This is a genomic window from Micromonospora sp. NPDC049049 (assembly GCF_040649115.1).
Classification (GTDB): domain Bacteria; phylum Actinomycetota; class Actinomycetes; order Mycobacteriales; family Micromonosporaceae; genus Micromonospora.
The window spans coordinates 143,324-158,740 of record NZ_JBEZEX010000002.1 but is presented as its reverse complement, the minus strand read 5'-3'; the positions used below and the strand labels follow the sequence as shown (position 1 = coordinate 158,740).

13 protein-coding genes are annotated in these 15,417 nt (G+C 70.5%); 4 read left to right on the top strand and 9 right to left on the bottom strand.

The features are described from left to right. Positions 1-21 precede the first annotated feature (21 nt). Positions 22-576, bottom strand: coding sequence for a carboxymuconolactone decarboxylase family protein (locus tag AB0B68_RS03140; RefSeq protein WP_357257625.1), 555 nt, complete (start codon positions 574-576; stop codon positions 22-24). A gap of 82 nt (positions 577-658) precedes the next feature. Here AB0B68_RS03140 and AB0B68_RS03135 point away from each other — a divergent pair, with 82 nt between their 5' ends. Together AB0B68_RS03135 and AB0B68_RS03130 are read left to right on the top strand one after the other, a co-directional pair. After that, on the top strand, positions 659-1,135 hold the full coding sequence (locus AB0B68_RS03135; RefSeq protein ID WP_357197902.1) for a MarR family transcriptional regulator: 477 nt from the start codon (positions 659-661) through the stop codon (positions 1,133-1,135). A gap of 216 nt (positions 1,136-1,351) precedes the next feature. Further along, positions 1,352-1,552 (top strand): hypothetical protein, encoded by a 201-nt coding sequence (locus tag AB0B68_RS03130; protein WP_357197894.1) that lies wholly within the window; start codon positions 1,352-1,354, stop codon positions 1,550-1,552. Between the two features lie 53 nt (positions 1,553-1,605). On the opposite strand, the gene ccsB is transcribed toward AB0B68_RS03130, so the two are convergent. From ccsB to hemL, 6 genes are read right to left on the bottom strand one after another with little or no spacing between them, the layout of a single operon-like run. Beyond that, positions 1,606-2,571 (bottom strand): c-type cytochrome biogenesis protein CcsB, encoded by a 966-nt coding sequence (gene ccsB, locus AB0B68_RS03125; RefSeq protein ID WP_355004804.1) that lies wholly within the window; start codon positions 2,569-2,571, stop codon positions 1,606-1,608. Next, positions 2,571-4,214, bottom strand: coding sequence for a cytochrome c biogenesis protein ResB (locus AB0B68_RS03120; RefSeq protein ID WP_357197890.1), 1,644 nt, complete (start codon positions 4,212-4,214; stop codon positions 2,571-2,573). The genes ccsB and AB0B68_RS03120 overlap by 1 nt, the downstream gene beginning before the upstream one ends. Next, entirely contained in the window at positions 4,214-5,032 is an 819-nt protein-coding gene (locus AB0B68_RS03115) for a cytochrome c biogenesis protein CcdA (RefSeq protein ID WP_357226303.1), read from the bottom strand. The genes AB0B68_RS03120 and AB0B68_RS03115 overlap by 1 nt, the downstream gene beginning before the upstream one ends. Next, positions 5,032-5,598, bottom strand: coding sequence for a TlpA disulfide reductase family protein (locus tag AB0B68_RS03110; protein ID WP_357257623.1), 567 nt, complete (start codon positions 5,596-5,598; stop codon positions 5,032-5,034). The genes AB0B68_RS03115 and AB0B68_RS03110 overlap by 1 nt, the downstream gene beginning before the upstream one ends. Beyond that, positions 5,598-6,245 carry a histidine phosphatase family protein gene (locus AB0B68_RS03105; protein ID WP_355004800.1) on the bottom strand — a complete coding sequence of 216 codons (648 nt, stop codon included), beginning with the start codon at positions 6,243-6,245 and terminating at the stop codon, positions 5,598-5,600. Before AB0B68_RS03105 ends, AB0B68_RS03110 begins: the two co-directional genes overlap by 1 nt. Before the next feature lie 6 nt (positions 6,246-6,251). Further along, positions 6,252-7,589 carry a glutamate-1-semialdehyde 2,1-aminomutase gene (gene hemL / locus AB0B68_RS03100; protein ID WP_357257621.1) on the bottom strand — a complete coding sequence of 446 codons (1,338 nt, stop codon included), beginning with the start codon at positions 7,587-7,589 and terminating at the stop codon, positions 6,252-6,254. 179 nt (positions 7,590-7,768) lie between these two features. On the opposite strand from hemL, the gene AB0B68_RS03095 reads away from it, so the two are divergent. Further along, the gene (locus AB0B68_RS03095; RefSeq protein ID WP_355004798.1) at positions 7,769-8,104 is read left to right on the top strand and encodes an STAS domain-containing protein; all 336 of its coding nucleotides are present in this window, start codon (positions 7,769-7,771) and stop codon (positions 8,102-8,104) included. A gap of 14 nt (positions 8,105-8,118) precedes the next feature. Here the strand turns inward: AB0B68_RS03095 and AB0B68_RS03090 are convergent, their stop codons facing one another. Both AB0B68_RS03090 and AB0B68_RS03085 read right to left on the bottom strand, forming a co-directional pair. Continuing rightward, a complete protein-coding gene (locus AB0B68_RS03090) occupies positions 8,119-8,673 on the bottom strand; it encodes a response regulator (RefSeq protein WP_357197877.1) in 555 nt (184 codons plus the stop codon). Next, positions 8,670-13,037 (bottom strand): HAMP domain-containing protein, encoded by a 4,368-nt coding sequence (locus tag AB0B68_RS03085; RefSeq protein WP_355004796.1) that lies wholly within the window; start codon positions 13,035-13,037, stop codon positions 8,670-8,672. Before AB0B68_RS03085 ends, AB0B68_RS03090 begins: the two co-directional genes overlap by 4 nt. Before the next feature lie 287 nt (positions 13,038-13,324). Here AB0B68_RS03085 and AB0B68_RS03080 point away from each other — a divergent pair, with 287 nt between their 5' ends. After that, a complete protein-coding gene (locus AB0B68_RS03080; RefSeq protein ID WP_357197874.1) occupies positions 13,325-15,397 on the top strand; it encodes a SpoIIE family protein phosphatase in 2,073 nt (690 codons plus the stop codon). Positions 15,398-15,417: the final 20 nt, after the last annotated feature.

Here is a 15,417-nt window from a genome sequence, read left to right as displayed (position 1 = left end):
GGGGGCCGCAGGTGTCAGCGGTCAGGCGGCGGGCGTCCAGGCGTGGGCGGCCAGTGGCGGGTCGAGCGGTGCCCGGGTGAGCCGGTTGGCGAAGGTGGACATGGTGTACGCACCGACGCCGAGCACCACGTCCAGCGCGTGCCGGGGCTGGTAGCCGGCGGCCAGGAAGTCGTCCAGTTCGTCGTCCGGCACTGCGCCCCGGTGGTCGAGCACGGCCAGTGTGAACCGACGCAACGCCTCCAGGCGTGGTTCGGGCAGCGCCGAGCCGGCACGCAGCGCGGTGATCAGTTCGGCGGTCGCGCCGAGTTGGGTGAGCTTGCCGCTGTGCAGGGCGACGCAAAAATGGCATTCGTGACTGGTGGAGACCGCCAGGATGACCACCTCCCGCTCCAGCGGGGCGAGGTCGGTCTGTTCGAAGCCCGCGCTGGCGGTGAGGAAGCCGGTGAGCAACTGCGGCGATTCGGCCATCAGCGCCACCGCGCTGGGCAGCCAGCCGAACCGGCCGTGTACGCCCTCGATGGCTCGTCGGGCGGCGGCGGGCGCGGTCTCGGCGGTGTGAGCGGTGAAGACGGGCATAGCTGCCTACTTTCCAGAGCTTGGATCGGACGACGTAAGATGGTCAACGTGGTTGACGAAATAGTAAACGTGGTTGTCGAACATGGCAAGCGCTGATCCCGCGCGCCCCGGCTTCGCGCTGCCGCTGTTGCTGCTGGCCGGCTTCCGGACGCTGATCGACGATCTGCACGCCGAGCTGGCCCGGGAGGGGCATCCGGAGCTGCGACCGCTGCACGGGTTCGTGCTCCAGGCGGTCGGCGCGGAGGGCACCACCGCCACCGAGCTGGGCCAACGGCTGGGCATCTCCAAACAGGCCGCCGGCAAGACCGTCGACCGGTTGGTGGCCGTCGGCTACCTGGAGCGGGTCGACGACCCCACCGACGCCCGACGGCGGCTGGTCCGGGTGACCCCGCGCGGCGCCGACGGGCTACGCCGCTCGGCCGAGATCTTCGACCGGCTGCGTGCACAGTGGGCGGACACGCTCGGCCCGGAACGGGTCACCGCGATGGAAGACGACCTCGGCACCATGGCCTCGGCCAACTGGTTCCGGCTCGACGTGCCCGGCTGGTTCGGCGGCTGATCGCGGGGAGCGGCGGGCGACGACAAGATCTACTCGGGTTTCGCGAAGTCGGGGCGTCCCGGGCCGCAGGACACCCCGACTTCCTGAAAGCCGAGTGGATCAACGGGCGACCACGCGCGGGACACCGCCATATCGCCGCCCAGGGCCGGGTCAAGCCCGGCAGACACATCTCACCGTGCCTGGCCGAACGGCGGGACGCAGGAGCAGAGTGGATTCATGTCGGACGCGTACGTCGTCGGCGACCCGGACGGGTTGTCGCCCCTGCTGGTCGAGCTTCGTGACGCCGTCGCCCGGGAGCTGCACGCCCAACTGGCGATGCGCGGTGAGCGGATCGAGTTGGCTGATCTACCGGAGGTGTCCTACCAGGTCACCGTCCAGGTCGAGCGGGCCATGCGGGCCTGGCGACCCACCCCGTAGACGCGGGCCGGTCACTGACGGAATCCGTGACCGGCCCGCGCTCCACGTCCAGGTCAGTCCAGCCCGCCGTACGAGTGCAGGCCGGTGAAGAAGATGTTCACGCCGAACAGGTTCATCAGCACGGTGAGGAAGCCGAGCACCGCGATCCAGGTGGCCACGTTGCGCTTCACGCTGGGCGTCGCGCGGGCGTGCAGGTAGCCGGCGTAGACCACCCAGGAGATGAACGCCCAGGTCTCCTTCGGGTCCCAGCCCCACGGCCGACCCCAGGCCGCCTCGGCCCAGATGGCACCGGCGATCACCGCGAAGGTGAAGATCGGGAACGCGAAGGCGTGCAGCGCGAAGGTCAGCCGCTCCAGGCCGGCCGCACCGGGCAGCCGCTTCGCCAGGATGTACGGGAAACTCCGCTTGCCCTGCTCGTACCCGCTGCGCATCAGGAAGCCGACCGCCGGCACCACGCCGAGCAGGAAGATGCCGGACGCGAAGACGATCGTCGAGACGTGGATGATGAACCAGTACGAGTTCAGCGCCGGGACCAGCGGCACGATCGGCACGTACAGCACCAGCTCGGCGGTGGCGACCAGCAGCACCATCACCAGGGTGAGGAAGAGCCCGAGCTTACGCAGCGACGGCCGCTTCCAGAGCACCACCAGCCAGGCGGCCACCCCGATGAACGTCACCGTGAGTACGAACTCGTACATGTTGCCCCACGGCATCCGGTCCGCGGCGAGCCCACGGGTGACCAGTGCCCCCAGGTGCAGCGCGGCGGCCACCGCGGTGGCGCCCACCCCGATCAGGCCCGCGAGCCGGGCCCGCCCGGCCGAACGGTCGACCGTCGGTGGCGAAGGGACCGGCGCGGACGGCGTCGGGACGCCACCGGCACCTACCAACTCGCGCACCGGAGCCGCCGTGGCGACCCGGGTACGGGCGTTGCCCAGCGCGTACTCGACGGCGTGGCCGATCATCGCGACCAGGTACGCCAGGATCGCGAATGTCACCAGATTGTCGGAGAGTGCGGACATCACTCGGCTCCTTCTCGCACGCCGGCCCGGTCAGCGGAGTCAGCGCCAGCACCAGCCCGCTCGGCACCGCTGACGGCGGCGACCAGCTGGGTGAACTCGTCGGCAAACCCTGGATAGTCGGTGCGCGGCAACCCACCGACCTCCATCAAGCTACTACCGCTCGTCGGAGATCCGTCCCCGGGGTCGGCCGGCACCACCCGGAAGAACACCCGGCGGCGCTTTCCGAACAGCGAACCCATCAGCCCGATCAGCAGGACGCCGCAGCTGACCAGCAGCATCGTCGAGCCGGGATCGTGCCGGACGGAGAGGGTGACGTACCGCTCGGTGCCCAGGAACTCGACTGTCGTGCCGTCGTCCAGCTTCCAGGTCTCGCCCTTGCGGAGCAGTTTGGTGCCGACTTCCTTGACCTTGCCGGCCCGCACCTGCCGCTGGTCGAGCTGGTAGACCGAGCCGGGGATACCGGCGTCCAGCCCGAGGTTGCCGCGGTAGGCGACCAGGTTCAGCGCGGGGTTGCGCTCGGTCGGGTACTGCGAGCGGACGAACGGCGCCTGCTCGGGCGCGGTAGGCAGGTAGATGCCGGTGAACGCCATCTGCAGATCCGGTGCGCGCTGGCCGGTCGCCGGGTCGACGTTCGCGTCCGGGAAGGCCGCCAGCCCCTCGCTGGTCAGGCCCATGTCGCCGGTGGTCAGGAACGGCTCGTCACTGATCTGGCTGTTGCCGAACCGGTCGGTGTAGCGGATCACCGGGGCGTACCCGTGGCCGAGCAGGTAGACGCTCGCGTCGTTCAGGCGCAGCGGCGAGTTCACCGAGAAGTCGGCGCTGCGGGTCGGCTCGTCCGGACCGTTGACGGTCACCCTGGCGTTGAAGAACTCCGGCTGGCCGGACGCCAGGAACCGGGCCTGGAAGTCGTCCAGCCGCAGGCAGAAGCCGGGCAGGTCGGCGCTGTCCACCTGGGGGCCGAGCTTCGCCTCGGCGTACTGCTGGCGGGTGTTGCAGAACGCGTTGTCCGCGCCGGCCACCAGCAGCCGGTTGCCGCTCCAGCCGTACCAGGAACCGAGCGCCACCCCGATCAGCACAGCGATCAGCGAGGTGTGGAACAGCAGGTTGCCGGTCTCCTTGAGGTAGCCCTTCTCGGCGGAGACCTCGTCGCCGCGCACCTCGACGCGCCAGCGCCGCTTGCGCAGCACCTCCGCGATCGCCGCCGCCCCACCGGGCGGGGCGGGCAGCACTGTGTGCTGCGGCAGTCGGGCCATCCGCTTCGGCGCGGCCGGCGGACGGGACCGCAGCGTGCGGACGTGGTCGCGCAGCCGGGGCGTGATGCAGCCGATCAGGGAGGTGAACAGCAGCAGGTAGATCGCGGAGAACCAGACCGACCCGAAGACCTCGAACGCGCCGATCCGGTCCAGTCGGGGGGCCCAGTCGGGGTGGTCGACGAAGTACTCGTTGACCTTCTCCGGGCTGATTCCGCGCTGCGGCAGCACCGAGCCGGGAATGGCGGCGATCGCGAGCAGGAAGAGCAGGATCAGCGCCGTACGCATGCTGGTGAGCTGCCGCCACGAGTTGCGCAGCAGGGCCAGCAGCCGGTTCGGCCGGCGGCGTGGCGCGGGCGCCGCGGTCTCCGGTCGGTCGTCGACGACCGTCATCAGATGCTCACCTCGCCCACCCCGACGGTGGTTTGCAGCCAGATCACGAAGCTCTGCCATCCGCCGGTGACCAGGGCCAGACCGATCAGGATGAGCAGGGCGCCGCCGACCCGGGTGACCCAGCGGCTGTTGCGCCGGACGGCGCGGAAGACCCCGAGCAGGCGTTCGAAACCCAGCCCGAAGACGATGAACGGTATCCCCAACCCGAGGCAGTACGCCACGGCGAGCACCACGGCCCGGTCGCTCTGGCCGCTGGCGGTGGCCATGCCCATCACCGCGCCGAGGGTGGGGCCGGTGCAGGGCACCCAGCTGAGCGCGAAGACCGCCCCGAAGACCGGTGCGCCGAGCAGCCCCGCCGACGGCAGCCGGGAGATCCGGAACTCCCGTTGCAGGGCCGGGATCATCCCGAGGTAGCTCAACCCCGCCACGATGACCAGCACTCCAACGCCGATCTGCAACTCGCGCTTGTAGTCGAAGAACACCCGACCGATGCTGGCGAAGAGGATCGCGGTGGCCACGAAGACGACTGTGAAGCCGCCGATGAAGAGCAGCGTCCCGGCGAGCACCCGACCCTTGACCGCGCCGACCCGCGCGACCCGTTCCTTGACCGCGACGCCCCCGCCGGCCGGCACGGGATCGGCCTGCGGCCGCCGGCCCTCCAGGTCCGCGCCGGCCAGACCGGTCACGTACGACAGGTAGCCGGGGACGAGCGGAAGGACGCACGGGGAGAGGAAGCTGACCAGGCCGGCGAGCGCCGCCGCGCCGATGGCGAGCAGCAGCGGCCCGCTGAGGGCCAACTCCCGGAAGGTCTCGCCCATCAGTTCGGCGCCGGCTTCTCGGCGGCGACCCGTTCGACGATCGGCCGTAGCTCGTCCCTGGTCACGGCGCGACGGATCACCACGGCGATCCGGCGGTCGCGATCGAGGACCACCGTCGCCGGCGTGGAATTGGGCGGGATGTCGAAGTTCAGCGCCTGGCTGCTGGACGGGTCGAAGATGCTCGGGTAGGTGACCCGCCCCCGCTCGAAGGCGATCGCCTTGTCCTTGCTGTCCTGCACGTTGATGCCCAGGAAGGTCACCCCGGACGCCTTGGTGGCCTGGTAGGTGTCCTCCAGGTCGTCAGCCTCCGCGCGGCAGGGCGCGCACCAGGAACCCCAGAAGTTGACGACGACGACCTGACCGCGTGCCTGGGAGACGTCGTACTGGCCACCGGTGAGCAGTTCGCCGACCACCTTGGGCGTCTTCGACCGCTGGTCCGGCGCACAGGTGATCGTGAGGCCGTCGCTGGTGCACTGCTTCTCCCCGCCGCCCCCGGACGTGCAGCCGACCAGCGCCACCGCGGCGACGGTGGCGAGCAGACCGGCAGTCCACCTCCGGGCGTTCATCAGGCCCCCTTGGCCGTCCGGGCGGTCGCGGAGAGGGCGATCAGGTGCGCGGCCGGCTCGCTGTAGCCGATGCCCGCCACCTTCGCGCCGTCGAAGTGGAACGAGGTCAGACTCGCCAGGCCGCACTGCCGCTTGCGCGGGTCGTGCCAGAGCCGCTTGCGCTCTACGTGACGGCGCAACGTCCAGATCGGGAGCTGGTGCGACACCAGCACCGCCTCGCGTCCCTCGGCGGCGACCCGGGCGGCGTGCACGGCGGCGAACATCCGCTCGGCGATCACCCGGTACGCCTCACCCCAGGAGGGGGTCACCGGGTCGCGCAGCACCCACCAGTTGCGCGGGTCGCGGAACGACCCGTCACCCGGAGAGACCTTCTTGCCCTCGAACCAGTTGGCGCTCTCGATCAGCCGCTCGTCCACCCCGACCGGCAGCCCGAACTGGGCGGCGATCGGCTCGGCGGTCTGCTGGGCGCGCTCCAGCGGGCTGGCCACCACGTGCACGATCTCCCGCTCGGCCAGGCCCTCCGCAGCGGCCTTGGCCATCTGCACACCCAGCTCGGAGAGGCGGAAACCGGGCAGCCGGCCGTAGAGGATCTGATCGGGGTTGTGCACCTCGCCGTGCCGCAGCACGTGAACCACAGTCTTGCTCAAGGTTGTCTACCCCCCGTGACCAGCCGCTGCCGCCGCGTTCGCTGCGGCGGGCAGCGCGGCGGCGATGTGCTCCAGAGCGGCGTCGTCGAGCGCCGCCGAGACGAACCACGACTCGAACGCGCTCGGCGGCAGGTAGACGCCGGCGGCGAGCATCGCGTGGAAGAACGCCTTGAACGCGGGCACCTGCTGGGTGCGCGCGCTGTCGTAGTCGACCACGTCGGCGTCGGTGAAGAAGATCGAGAACATGCTGCCCGCGTACGACAGTTGGTGCGGGACCCCGGCGGCGGCCAACGCGTCGGACGCGAGCTTGCCCACCACGGCGGCCGTCTCGTCGAGGCGCTGGTACAGCGCGTCGTCGGCGAGCCGCAGGGTCGCCAGGCCGGCGGCGCAGGCCAGCGGGTTACCGGAGAGGGTGCCGGCCTGGTAGACCGGGCCGGCCGGCGCGAGCCGCGCCATGATGTCCGCGCGCCCGCCGAACGCCGCGGCGGGCAGGCCGCCACCCATGACCTTGCCGTACGTCCACAGGTCCGCGTCGGAGGCGTCGAGGCCGTGCCACCCGGCGCGGGAGACCCGGAATCCGGTCATCACCTCGTCCACCACCAGCAGGGCGCCGTGGGCGTGCGCGATCCGGGCGAGCTGCTGATTGAAGCCGTCGCGGGGGGCCACCACACCCATGTTGCCGGCGGCGGCCTCGGTGATCACCGCGGCGATGTGCGGGCCCTCGGCGGCGAAGGCCTCTTCGACGGCCCGGATGTCGTTGTACGGAAGCACTATCGTCTCGCTGGCCGCCGCGCCGGTCACGCCGGGCGAGTCGGGCAGGCCCAGGGTGGCCACGCCGGAGCCGGCGGCGGCGAGCAGCGCGTCGACGTGGCCGTGGTAGCAACCGGCGAACTTGATGATCTTCGAGCGGCCGGTGAAGCCGCGGGCCAGCCGGATCGCCGACATTGTCGCCTCGGTGCCCGAGTTGACCAGGCGGACCTGCTCGACCGGGGTCCGGGCGACGATCTCGGCGGCCAGCTCCACCTCACCGGGGGTGGGCGTGCCGAAGCTGGTGCCCCGGGCGGCGGCGGCCTGGACGGCCTCCACCACCTCCGGGTGGGCGTGCCCGAGGATCAGCGGACCCCAGGAGCAGACCAGGTCGACGTAGCGGCGACCGTCGGCGTCGTACAGCCACGGGCCCTCACCACGGACCATGAAACGCGGGGTGCCGCCGACCGCCTGGAAGGCGCGCACAGGGGAGTTCACCCCGCCCGGCACGATGGCGCGGGCGCGGTCGAACAGGGCCTCGGAGGCCGGCGCGTCGGCTGGGTAGCGGCCGGATCCGGCGGAGAAGATGTCGGTCACGATGCCGCCATTGTGACAGCGCCGGACGGTCAACCAGCAGCCACCCCGTGGTGGGGTTACCCGGCTCACCTGTGACCCGCGCCGGTCAGCAGCGCGGACACGGGGGGCCTCGCGGCCTGGACGGTGACGGCTCGCGGCCTCGACAGGCCAGGTCGGTCGGATCGCGCTAGGCTGACCGGGTGGATCGTGCCGAACTGTCCATCACGCTACACCGGACGGGCGACGAAGCAGTCTTGCGCCTGGCCGGTGAGATCGACATGCTCACAGCGGCCCAGCTCTCCACCGTCGTCAACGAGGTGCTGGCCGACCCACCCCCGAAGATCATCCTCGACCTCGGCGGCGTCACCTTCTGCGACTCGCAGGGCCTGGGCACCCTTGTCGTGCTCAGCCGCAAAGCCAGCCACGCGCAGAGCCTGCTGATGCTGACGCACGTGGGCGACTTCCTGATCCGCGTACTGGACATCACCGGCCTGCGCAGTGCCCTGATGATCCGTAACGACCAGCCCACCGGCTGAGCCGCCCCGCCGCGTCAGGCGGTGTTGCCCCATCGGGCCTGCTCAAGCAGCCTCACCGCCCGGTCGCGGACCTCCGGGTCGTCCGAGCGGAGCTGGGCGGTCGCCTCGTCGACCGCTTCGGTGAGCCGCCGCCACTGCGTGTCACGCTCCCGGACCAGATCCGACTGGGCGGCCAACTGGCGGGTCTTCACCCACAGCTCGACGAAGACCGACACCTTGGCCCGGAGCACCCACGGGTCGAACGGCTTGGTGAGGTAGTCCACCGCGCCCACCTGGTAACCCCGGAGGGCGAGCTGGGCGTCCCGGTCGGCGGCCGTGAGGAAGATGATCGGCACGTGCCGGGTCCGCTCGCGGCGCTTGATGTGGCTCGCCGTCTCGAAGCCGTCCATGTCCGGCATCTGCGCGTCCAAGAGGATCACCGCGAAGTCGTCCACCAGCAGCTGCTTGAGCGCCGCCTCGCCGCTCTCCACCGCCACGGACTGGACCGGCAGGCCCTGAAGAATCGCCTCCAGGGCCGTCAGGTTCTGCCGCCGGTCGTCAACGAGCAGCGCTTTGGCCATCTGGGTCACGAAGTCTCCTCGGTCCGGCTGCCGTTGATCCAGGACGACATCAGTTCGATCAGGTCGTCCAGGTCGACCGGCTTGGTGATGTAGTCGCTGCCCCCGGCAGCGAGCGCCGACTCACGGTCACCCGGCATCGCCTTCGCGGTCAGGAAGACCACCGGAAGGTCGGCGAACCGGTGGTTGCGGCGAATCTGGCGGGTGGTCTCGTAACCGTCCTGGTCGGGCATCATGGCGTCCATCAGCACGATGTCCACCTCCGGATGCTCGGCCAGCAGACGGACACCGTCCGCCCCGTTGTCCGAGTACAGCACGGTCATCCCGTGCAGCTCCAACGCGCTGGTCAAGGCGAAGACGTTGCGTACGTCGTCGTCCACGATCAGCACCGTGGCACCGTCGAGTTGACGGGTGGCCGGCGCCTCCGGCCGTTCCGGCAGCAGCTCCAGCGGCGGCATCAGCAGCGACGACGGCAGCCCGGCGCGCTGCGGCGACGGCATCTGCGGCACGACCACCGCGTCCGGGGCCAGCACCTGCGGCACGAACAGCGTGAAGGTGGAGCCCTGGCCTGGCGCGGACGAGACGGTGATGGTGCCGCCGATCAGTCGGGCCAGATCGCGGCTGATCGACAGGCCCAGCCCGGTGCCGCCGTACCGGCGACTGGTCGTGCCGTCGGCCTGCTGGAACGCCTCGAAGATGATCGACAACTTGTCGTCGGAGATGCCGATCCCGGTGTCGATCACGGTGAACGCGATCACCTGCTGAGCGTTCGTCAGCGCCGGCACGTCGAACACCGCGTTCTCCGCCGCCGGGGCGATCCGCAGCGTCACCGCACCGTTGTCGGTGAACTTCACCGCATTGGAGAGCAGGTTGCGCAGGATCTGCTGCAACCGCTGCGCGTCGGTCACCAACGCCGGCGGCAGATCCTTGCTCACCCGTACCTGGAAGTCCAGGTTCTTCTCCTCGGCCTGCGGCGCGAACGCCTGCTCGACGTAGCCGCGCAGCTCGGTGAAGCGGATCTCGGTCGGCTCGACGTCCATCCGGCCCGCCTCGATCTTGGACAGGTCGAGGATGTCGTCGATCAGTCGCAGCAGGTCGGAGCCGGACCCGTGGATGGTCCGGGCGAACTCGATCTGCTTCGGGCTGAGGTTCTGCTCCGAGTTCTCGGCCAGCAGACGGGCCAGCAGCAACAACGAGTTCAGCGGAGTCCGCAGTTCGTGGCTCATGTTGGCCAGGAACTCCGACTTGTACGCCGACGCCCTGGTCAGCTGCTGCGCCTTCTCCTCCAGACCCAGCCGCGCCAGCTCGATCTCCCGGTTCTTCGTCTCGATGTTGCCCTTCTGCTCGGACAGCAGAGTGGCCTTCTCCTCCAGCTCGGCGTTGGTGCGCTGCAACTCCGCCGACTGCTCCTGCATCTCGTGCGCCAGCCGCTGCGACTGGGCCAGAAGCTCCTCCGTACGCCGGTTGGCCTGGATGGTGTTGACCGCGATGCCGATGGTGAGCACCAACCGCTCCAGGAACGACAGGTGCAGTTCGGAGAAGGCCGACACGCTGGCGAACTCGATCACCCCGAGCAGCTCGCCCTCGAACAGGACGGGGAGCACCACCAGGTCGGACGGGGGTGTCTCGGCCAGGCCGGACCGCAGGGTGAGCCGACTGTTCGGGGAGGCGCTGACCCGGATCGTGCGACGGGAGAGCGCGGTCTGCCCGACCAGCCCCTCACCCGGCCCGAAGGTGACGTCGTGCCCCCGCGCCACGTACCCGTACGAGGAGGTCAGCCGCAGCCGCATGCTGCCGTCGGTGTCGTCGGCCAGGAAGAAGGCGCCGAGCTGGGCGTCGACCAGCGGGGTCACCTCCGTCATGATCATGCGGCAGACCTCGCCGAGGTCGCGCTGGCCCTGCAACAGGCCGCCGATCCGGGCGAGGTTGGAGTCCAGCCAGCCCTGCTCGGCGTTCTTCTTGGTCGTCTCCCGGAGGGTGACGATCATCTGGTTGATGTTGTCCTTCAGCTCGGCGACCTCGCCCTGGGCCTTGACCGCGATCCGCTGGGTCAGGTCGCCCCGGGTCACCGACGTGGACACCTGGGCGATGGCCCGCAACTGCGTGGTCAGCGTCGAGGCGAGCTGGTTGACGTTCTCGGTGAGGTCGCGCCAGGTGCCGGAAACGCCCTTCACCTGCGCCTGACCACCGAGCTTGCCCTCGATACCGACCTCGCGGGCCACCCGGGTCACCTCGTCGGCGAACGACGACAGCTGGTCGACCATCGTGTTGACTGTCGACTTCAGCTCCAGGATCTCGCCCTGGGCGTCCACCGTGATCTTCTGCGACAGGTCACCCTTCGCCACGGCGGTGGTCACCGAGGCGATGTTGCGGACCTGACTGGTCAGGTTCGACGCCATCGAGTTCACATTGTCGGTCAGGTCCCGCCAGGTGCCGGAAACACCCTTCACCTGCGCCTGACCACCGAGCTTGCCCTCGGTGCCCACCTCACGGGCCACCCGGGTCACCTCGTCGGCGAACGACGACAACTGGTCCACCATCGTGTTGACTGTCGACTTCAGCTCCAGGATCTCGCCCCGCGCGTCCACCGTGATCTTCTGCGACAGGTCACCCTTCGCCACCGCCGTCGAGACCTGGGCGATGTTGCGGACCTGGGCGGTCAGGTTCGACGCCATCGAGTTCACGTTGTCGGTCAGGTCGCGCCAGGTGCCGGCGACCCCGCGCACCTGCGCCTGACCGCCCAACTTGCCCTCGGTGCCCACCTCACGCGCGACCCGGGTCACCTCGTCGGCGAACGACGACAACTGGTCCACCATCGTGTTGACAGTCGACTTCAGCTCCAGGATCTCGCCCCGCGCGTCCACCGTGATCTTCTGCGACAGGTCACCCTTCGCCACAGCGGTGGTCACCGAGGCGATGTTGCGAACCTGACTGGTCAGGTTCGACGCCATCGAGTTCACGTTGTCGGTCAGGTCACGCCAGGTGCCGGAAACGCCCTTGACCTGCGCCTGACCGCCCAGGTTGCCCTCGGTGCCCACCTCACGGGCCACCCGGGTCACCTCGTCGGCGAACGACGACAACTGGTCGACCATCGTGTTGACGGTGTTCTTCAATTCCAGGATCTCGCCCTGGGCGTCCACCGTGATCTTCTGCGACAGGTCACCCTTCGCCACGGCGGTGGAGACCTGGGAGATGTTGCGGACCTGGCTGGTCAGGTTGCCGGCCAACTGGTTGACGTTCTCGGTGAGGTCCCGCCAGGTGCCGGAGACGCCGCGCACCTGGGCCTGGCCGCCCAGCTTGCCCTCGATGCCCACCTCACGCGCGACCCGGGTCACCTCGTCGGCGAACGACGACAACTGGTCCACCATCGTGTTGACGGTGTCCTTCAGCTCCAGGATCTCGCCCTGCGCCGCCACCGTGATCTTCTGCGACAGGTCGCCGCGCGCCACCGCCGTGGAGACCTGCGCGATGTTACGGACCTGGGCGGTCAGGTTCGACGCCATCGAGTTGACGCTGTCGGTCAGGTCCTTCCAGGTGCCGGCCACGTTCGGCACCTCGGCCTGGCCGCCCAACTTGCCCTCGGTGCCCACCTCACGGGCCACCCGGGTCACCTGCTCGGCGAAGAGCCGCAGCGTGTCGGTGAGGTAGTTCATCGTGGCGGCCAGCTCGGCCACCTCACCACGCGCGCCGACGGTGATCTTCTGCGACAGGTCGCCCTTGGCCACCGCGGTCGCCACCTGCGAGATCGACCGCACCTGGCCGGTGAGGTTCGACGCCATGGTGTTCACCGAGTCGGTGAGGTCCTTCCAGGTGCCGGCGACGCCCCGCACGTCGGCCTGGCCGCCCAACTTGCCCTCGGTGCCCACCTCACGGGCCACCCGGGTCACCTCATTGGAGAACGACGACAGCTGGTCCACCATCGTGTTCACGGTGCGCCCGATGCGCAGGTACTCACCGCGCAGCGGCCGACCGTCGATCTCCAACGCCATGTGCTGGGACAGGTCACCGTCGGCGACCGCAACGATCACCCGGGCGATCTCCGTGGTCGGCCGACCCAGGTCGTCGATCAGCGAGTTGATCGCCCGCTGCCCCTCCGCCCAGGAGCCGTCCAGCCCCTCGTCGTCGAGCCGCTCGGTGAGCCGGCCGTCCCGACCGACGATCCGGCTGATCCGCCGCAGGTCCAGATACTGCCGCTCCTGGAGCGAGACCACCTCGTTGAAGGCGTCCGCCACCTCACCGGCCGCGCCGGCCCGGCGGGGAAGCCGGACCTTCAGGTCGCCCCGCCCGATCCGTCGCAGTGCCTCGGTCAACTCACCGAGGAGCGCCTCGTTGTCGAGCGCGGACGGATCCGCCACCGACTGCTTCGACGTGGTCATCATTCCTCGCTCAACTCGGGGGGCGCCGGTCCGTGCGGACACACCGGCACCCCATATTGTGCCCGCGCGCGCCGTGGTGCCAGGGTGCGCGACCCGCCAGGTGCCATCGATCGCCCCGTCGACCCGCCCGATCGGCGTCGGGCCGGCACGCCGCGCCGCAAACCTCGCCCGGCTCCCGTGCCAGTCGTTTCGACGCGTCCGCCCCCAGCGGTGCCGCTGAGCGACGCGACAGCACCGGATCGTTGATCGGCTTGGCACCCGGCGGTGCGACGGTGGAGGATACGGGGGTGTCAGGCGAGGTTGGGCCCGCGACGGCCGGGGCCCAGGACGGGGCCGTCCGGCGCGTCCGGCTGCCCGCCGACCGGCGCACACCGGCCGCCGCCCGCGCCGTGGTCCGCTCGGTGTTGACCGAGTCACACCTGGACGAGCTGGCCAACGAAGCGCTGCTGCTCACCACCGAGCTGACCACCAACGCCGTCGAGCACGCCCGCACCGAACTGGACATCGAGGTCGTCGCGGACGAGATCGGGCTGACCGTCACGGTCTCCGACTTCGCCCCCGGTTCCGGCGACGAGCTGACCGTCGGCGACCGCAACGACTCCGCCGAGATCAACGAGGTCTCCGTGCGCGGCCGGGGCCTGTTGCTCGTCGACCACTTCGCCAGCCGCTGGGGCACCACGTACCTGCCCACCGGCAAGGGCGTCTGGTTCCGGCTGGACCGCCCCGGCACCGACCTGCCCACCAGCGGAACCATCAGCGAATCGACGCCGGCCAACGCCGGCCCCCGGACGGGCACCGACGGGTCCGCGCCGAGCGCCAGCGCGATGAGCGAACTCATGCAGACCGCCCCCGACCTGTACGGGGACGACCCGTTGCCCGACTTCGCCACCAGCCTGCTCAGCCGGGTCGCCGAGATGGTCGGCGCAGCCGGCGGCACGATCCGCCTGGACCGGGGCGACGGGCAGGGCAGCCAGGTGCTGGCCCGCTTCGGTCGGCCACCCCGCCCCGGCAGCGAACTGCTCCGGGTGCCACTGACTGTGCAGCGCCCGTACGCCGGGGAGTTGGAGTTGGACGCCGCGCCGTCGGCGTACGCCCAACCGTTGGCGGTGCTCACCGCCGAGCGGCTGTCGTTGCACCTGGAGAACGACCGGCTGCGCCGGGCCGACGTCCGCCGGCAGGTGTGGCTGACCTTCCTGGCCGAGGCGAGCGAGCTGCTGGCCCAGTCGCTCGACGTCGACCTGACCATGGCGCTGGTGCCGCAGTTGGTGGTGCCGCGACTCGGTCAGTGGTGCGCGGTGCACACCACCGACGAGTGGGGTCGGCTCCGGCTGGCGGCGGCCAGCCACGCCGACGAGTCGATGCTTCCGCAACTGCACAAGGTGCTGGCCGAGACCGGTCCGGACTCGATTCAGGCCCGCCTGCGCGAGGCGTCCCGCAGCGCGGCGCAGATTCCCCTGGGCGGGCCGATGGAGGGTTTCGCCGTTCCGCTGATCGCGCGCGGGCAGCGGCTCGGGACCCTGGCGGTGGGGCGGCACCAGCGGCACCGGCACGACCCGGACGAGGTGGCCGTGTTGGAGGACGTGGCCCGGCGGGCCGCGCTGGCCATCGAGAACGCCCGGATCCACGCGGAACGCCGTCGGGTGGCGCAGACGCTCCAGCAGTCTCTGCTGCCGCCGGTGCTGCCGTTGGTGGACGGGATCGGTTTCGCCGCCGAGTACGTCCCGACCGGCGACGACGCCGAGGTGGGTGGCGACTTCTACGACGTGGTGCCGCTGCCCGACGGGCGCTGGCTGGTGGTGATCGGTGACGTCTCGGGCAAGGGTGTCCAGGCCGCCGCGGTGACCGGGCTGGTCCGGGACGTGATCCGGGTGCTGGTCGGCGACGGCAAACCGTTACCGGAGGCGCTGGCGCGGCTCAACGAGACACTTGTCGAGCGCGGTGGCGGTCGCTACTGCACGCTGGCGCTGGCAGCGGTCGGGCCGGGCGAGGGTGACCAGTTGGACGTCTCGCTGCACCTGGCAGGGCACGACCGGCCGGTGCTGCTTGCCGCAGCGGGCGGCGCCGAGTTCGTCGGCACCGGCGGCACCGCGCTCGGCCTGCTCGACACGATCACCTCGCCGACGGCGGAGATCACGCTCGCGCCGGGCGACTCCCTGATCTTCTACACCGATGGCGTCACCGAGCGGAGGCGCGGCCGGGAGCTGTTCGGCACCGACCGGCTGCGGGACGCCGCCGCGCCCCTGGCCGGATATTCGGCCGACGTGGTGGCCGCCCGGCTGCGCGCCGCGGCGATCAACTTCTCGGTCGAGCCGCCCCGGGACGACATCGCCGTCCTGGTGCTCCGCAACGACGCGACCTGACCGCCGCACGGGCCCCCGGA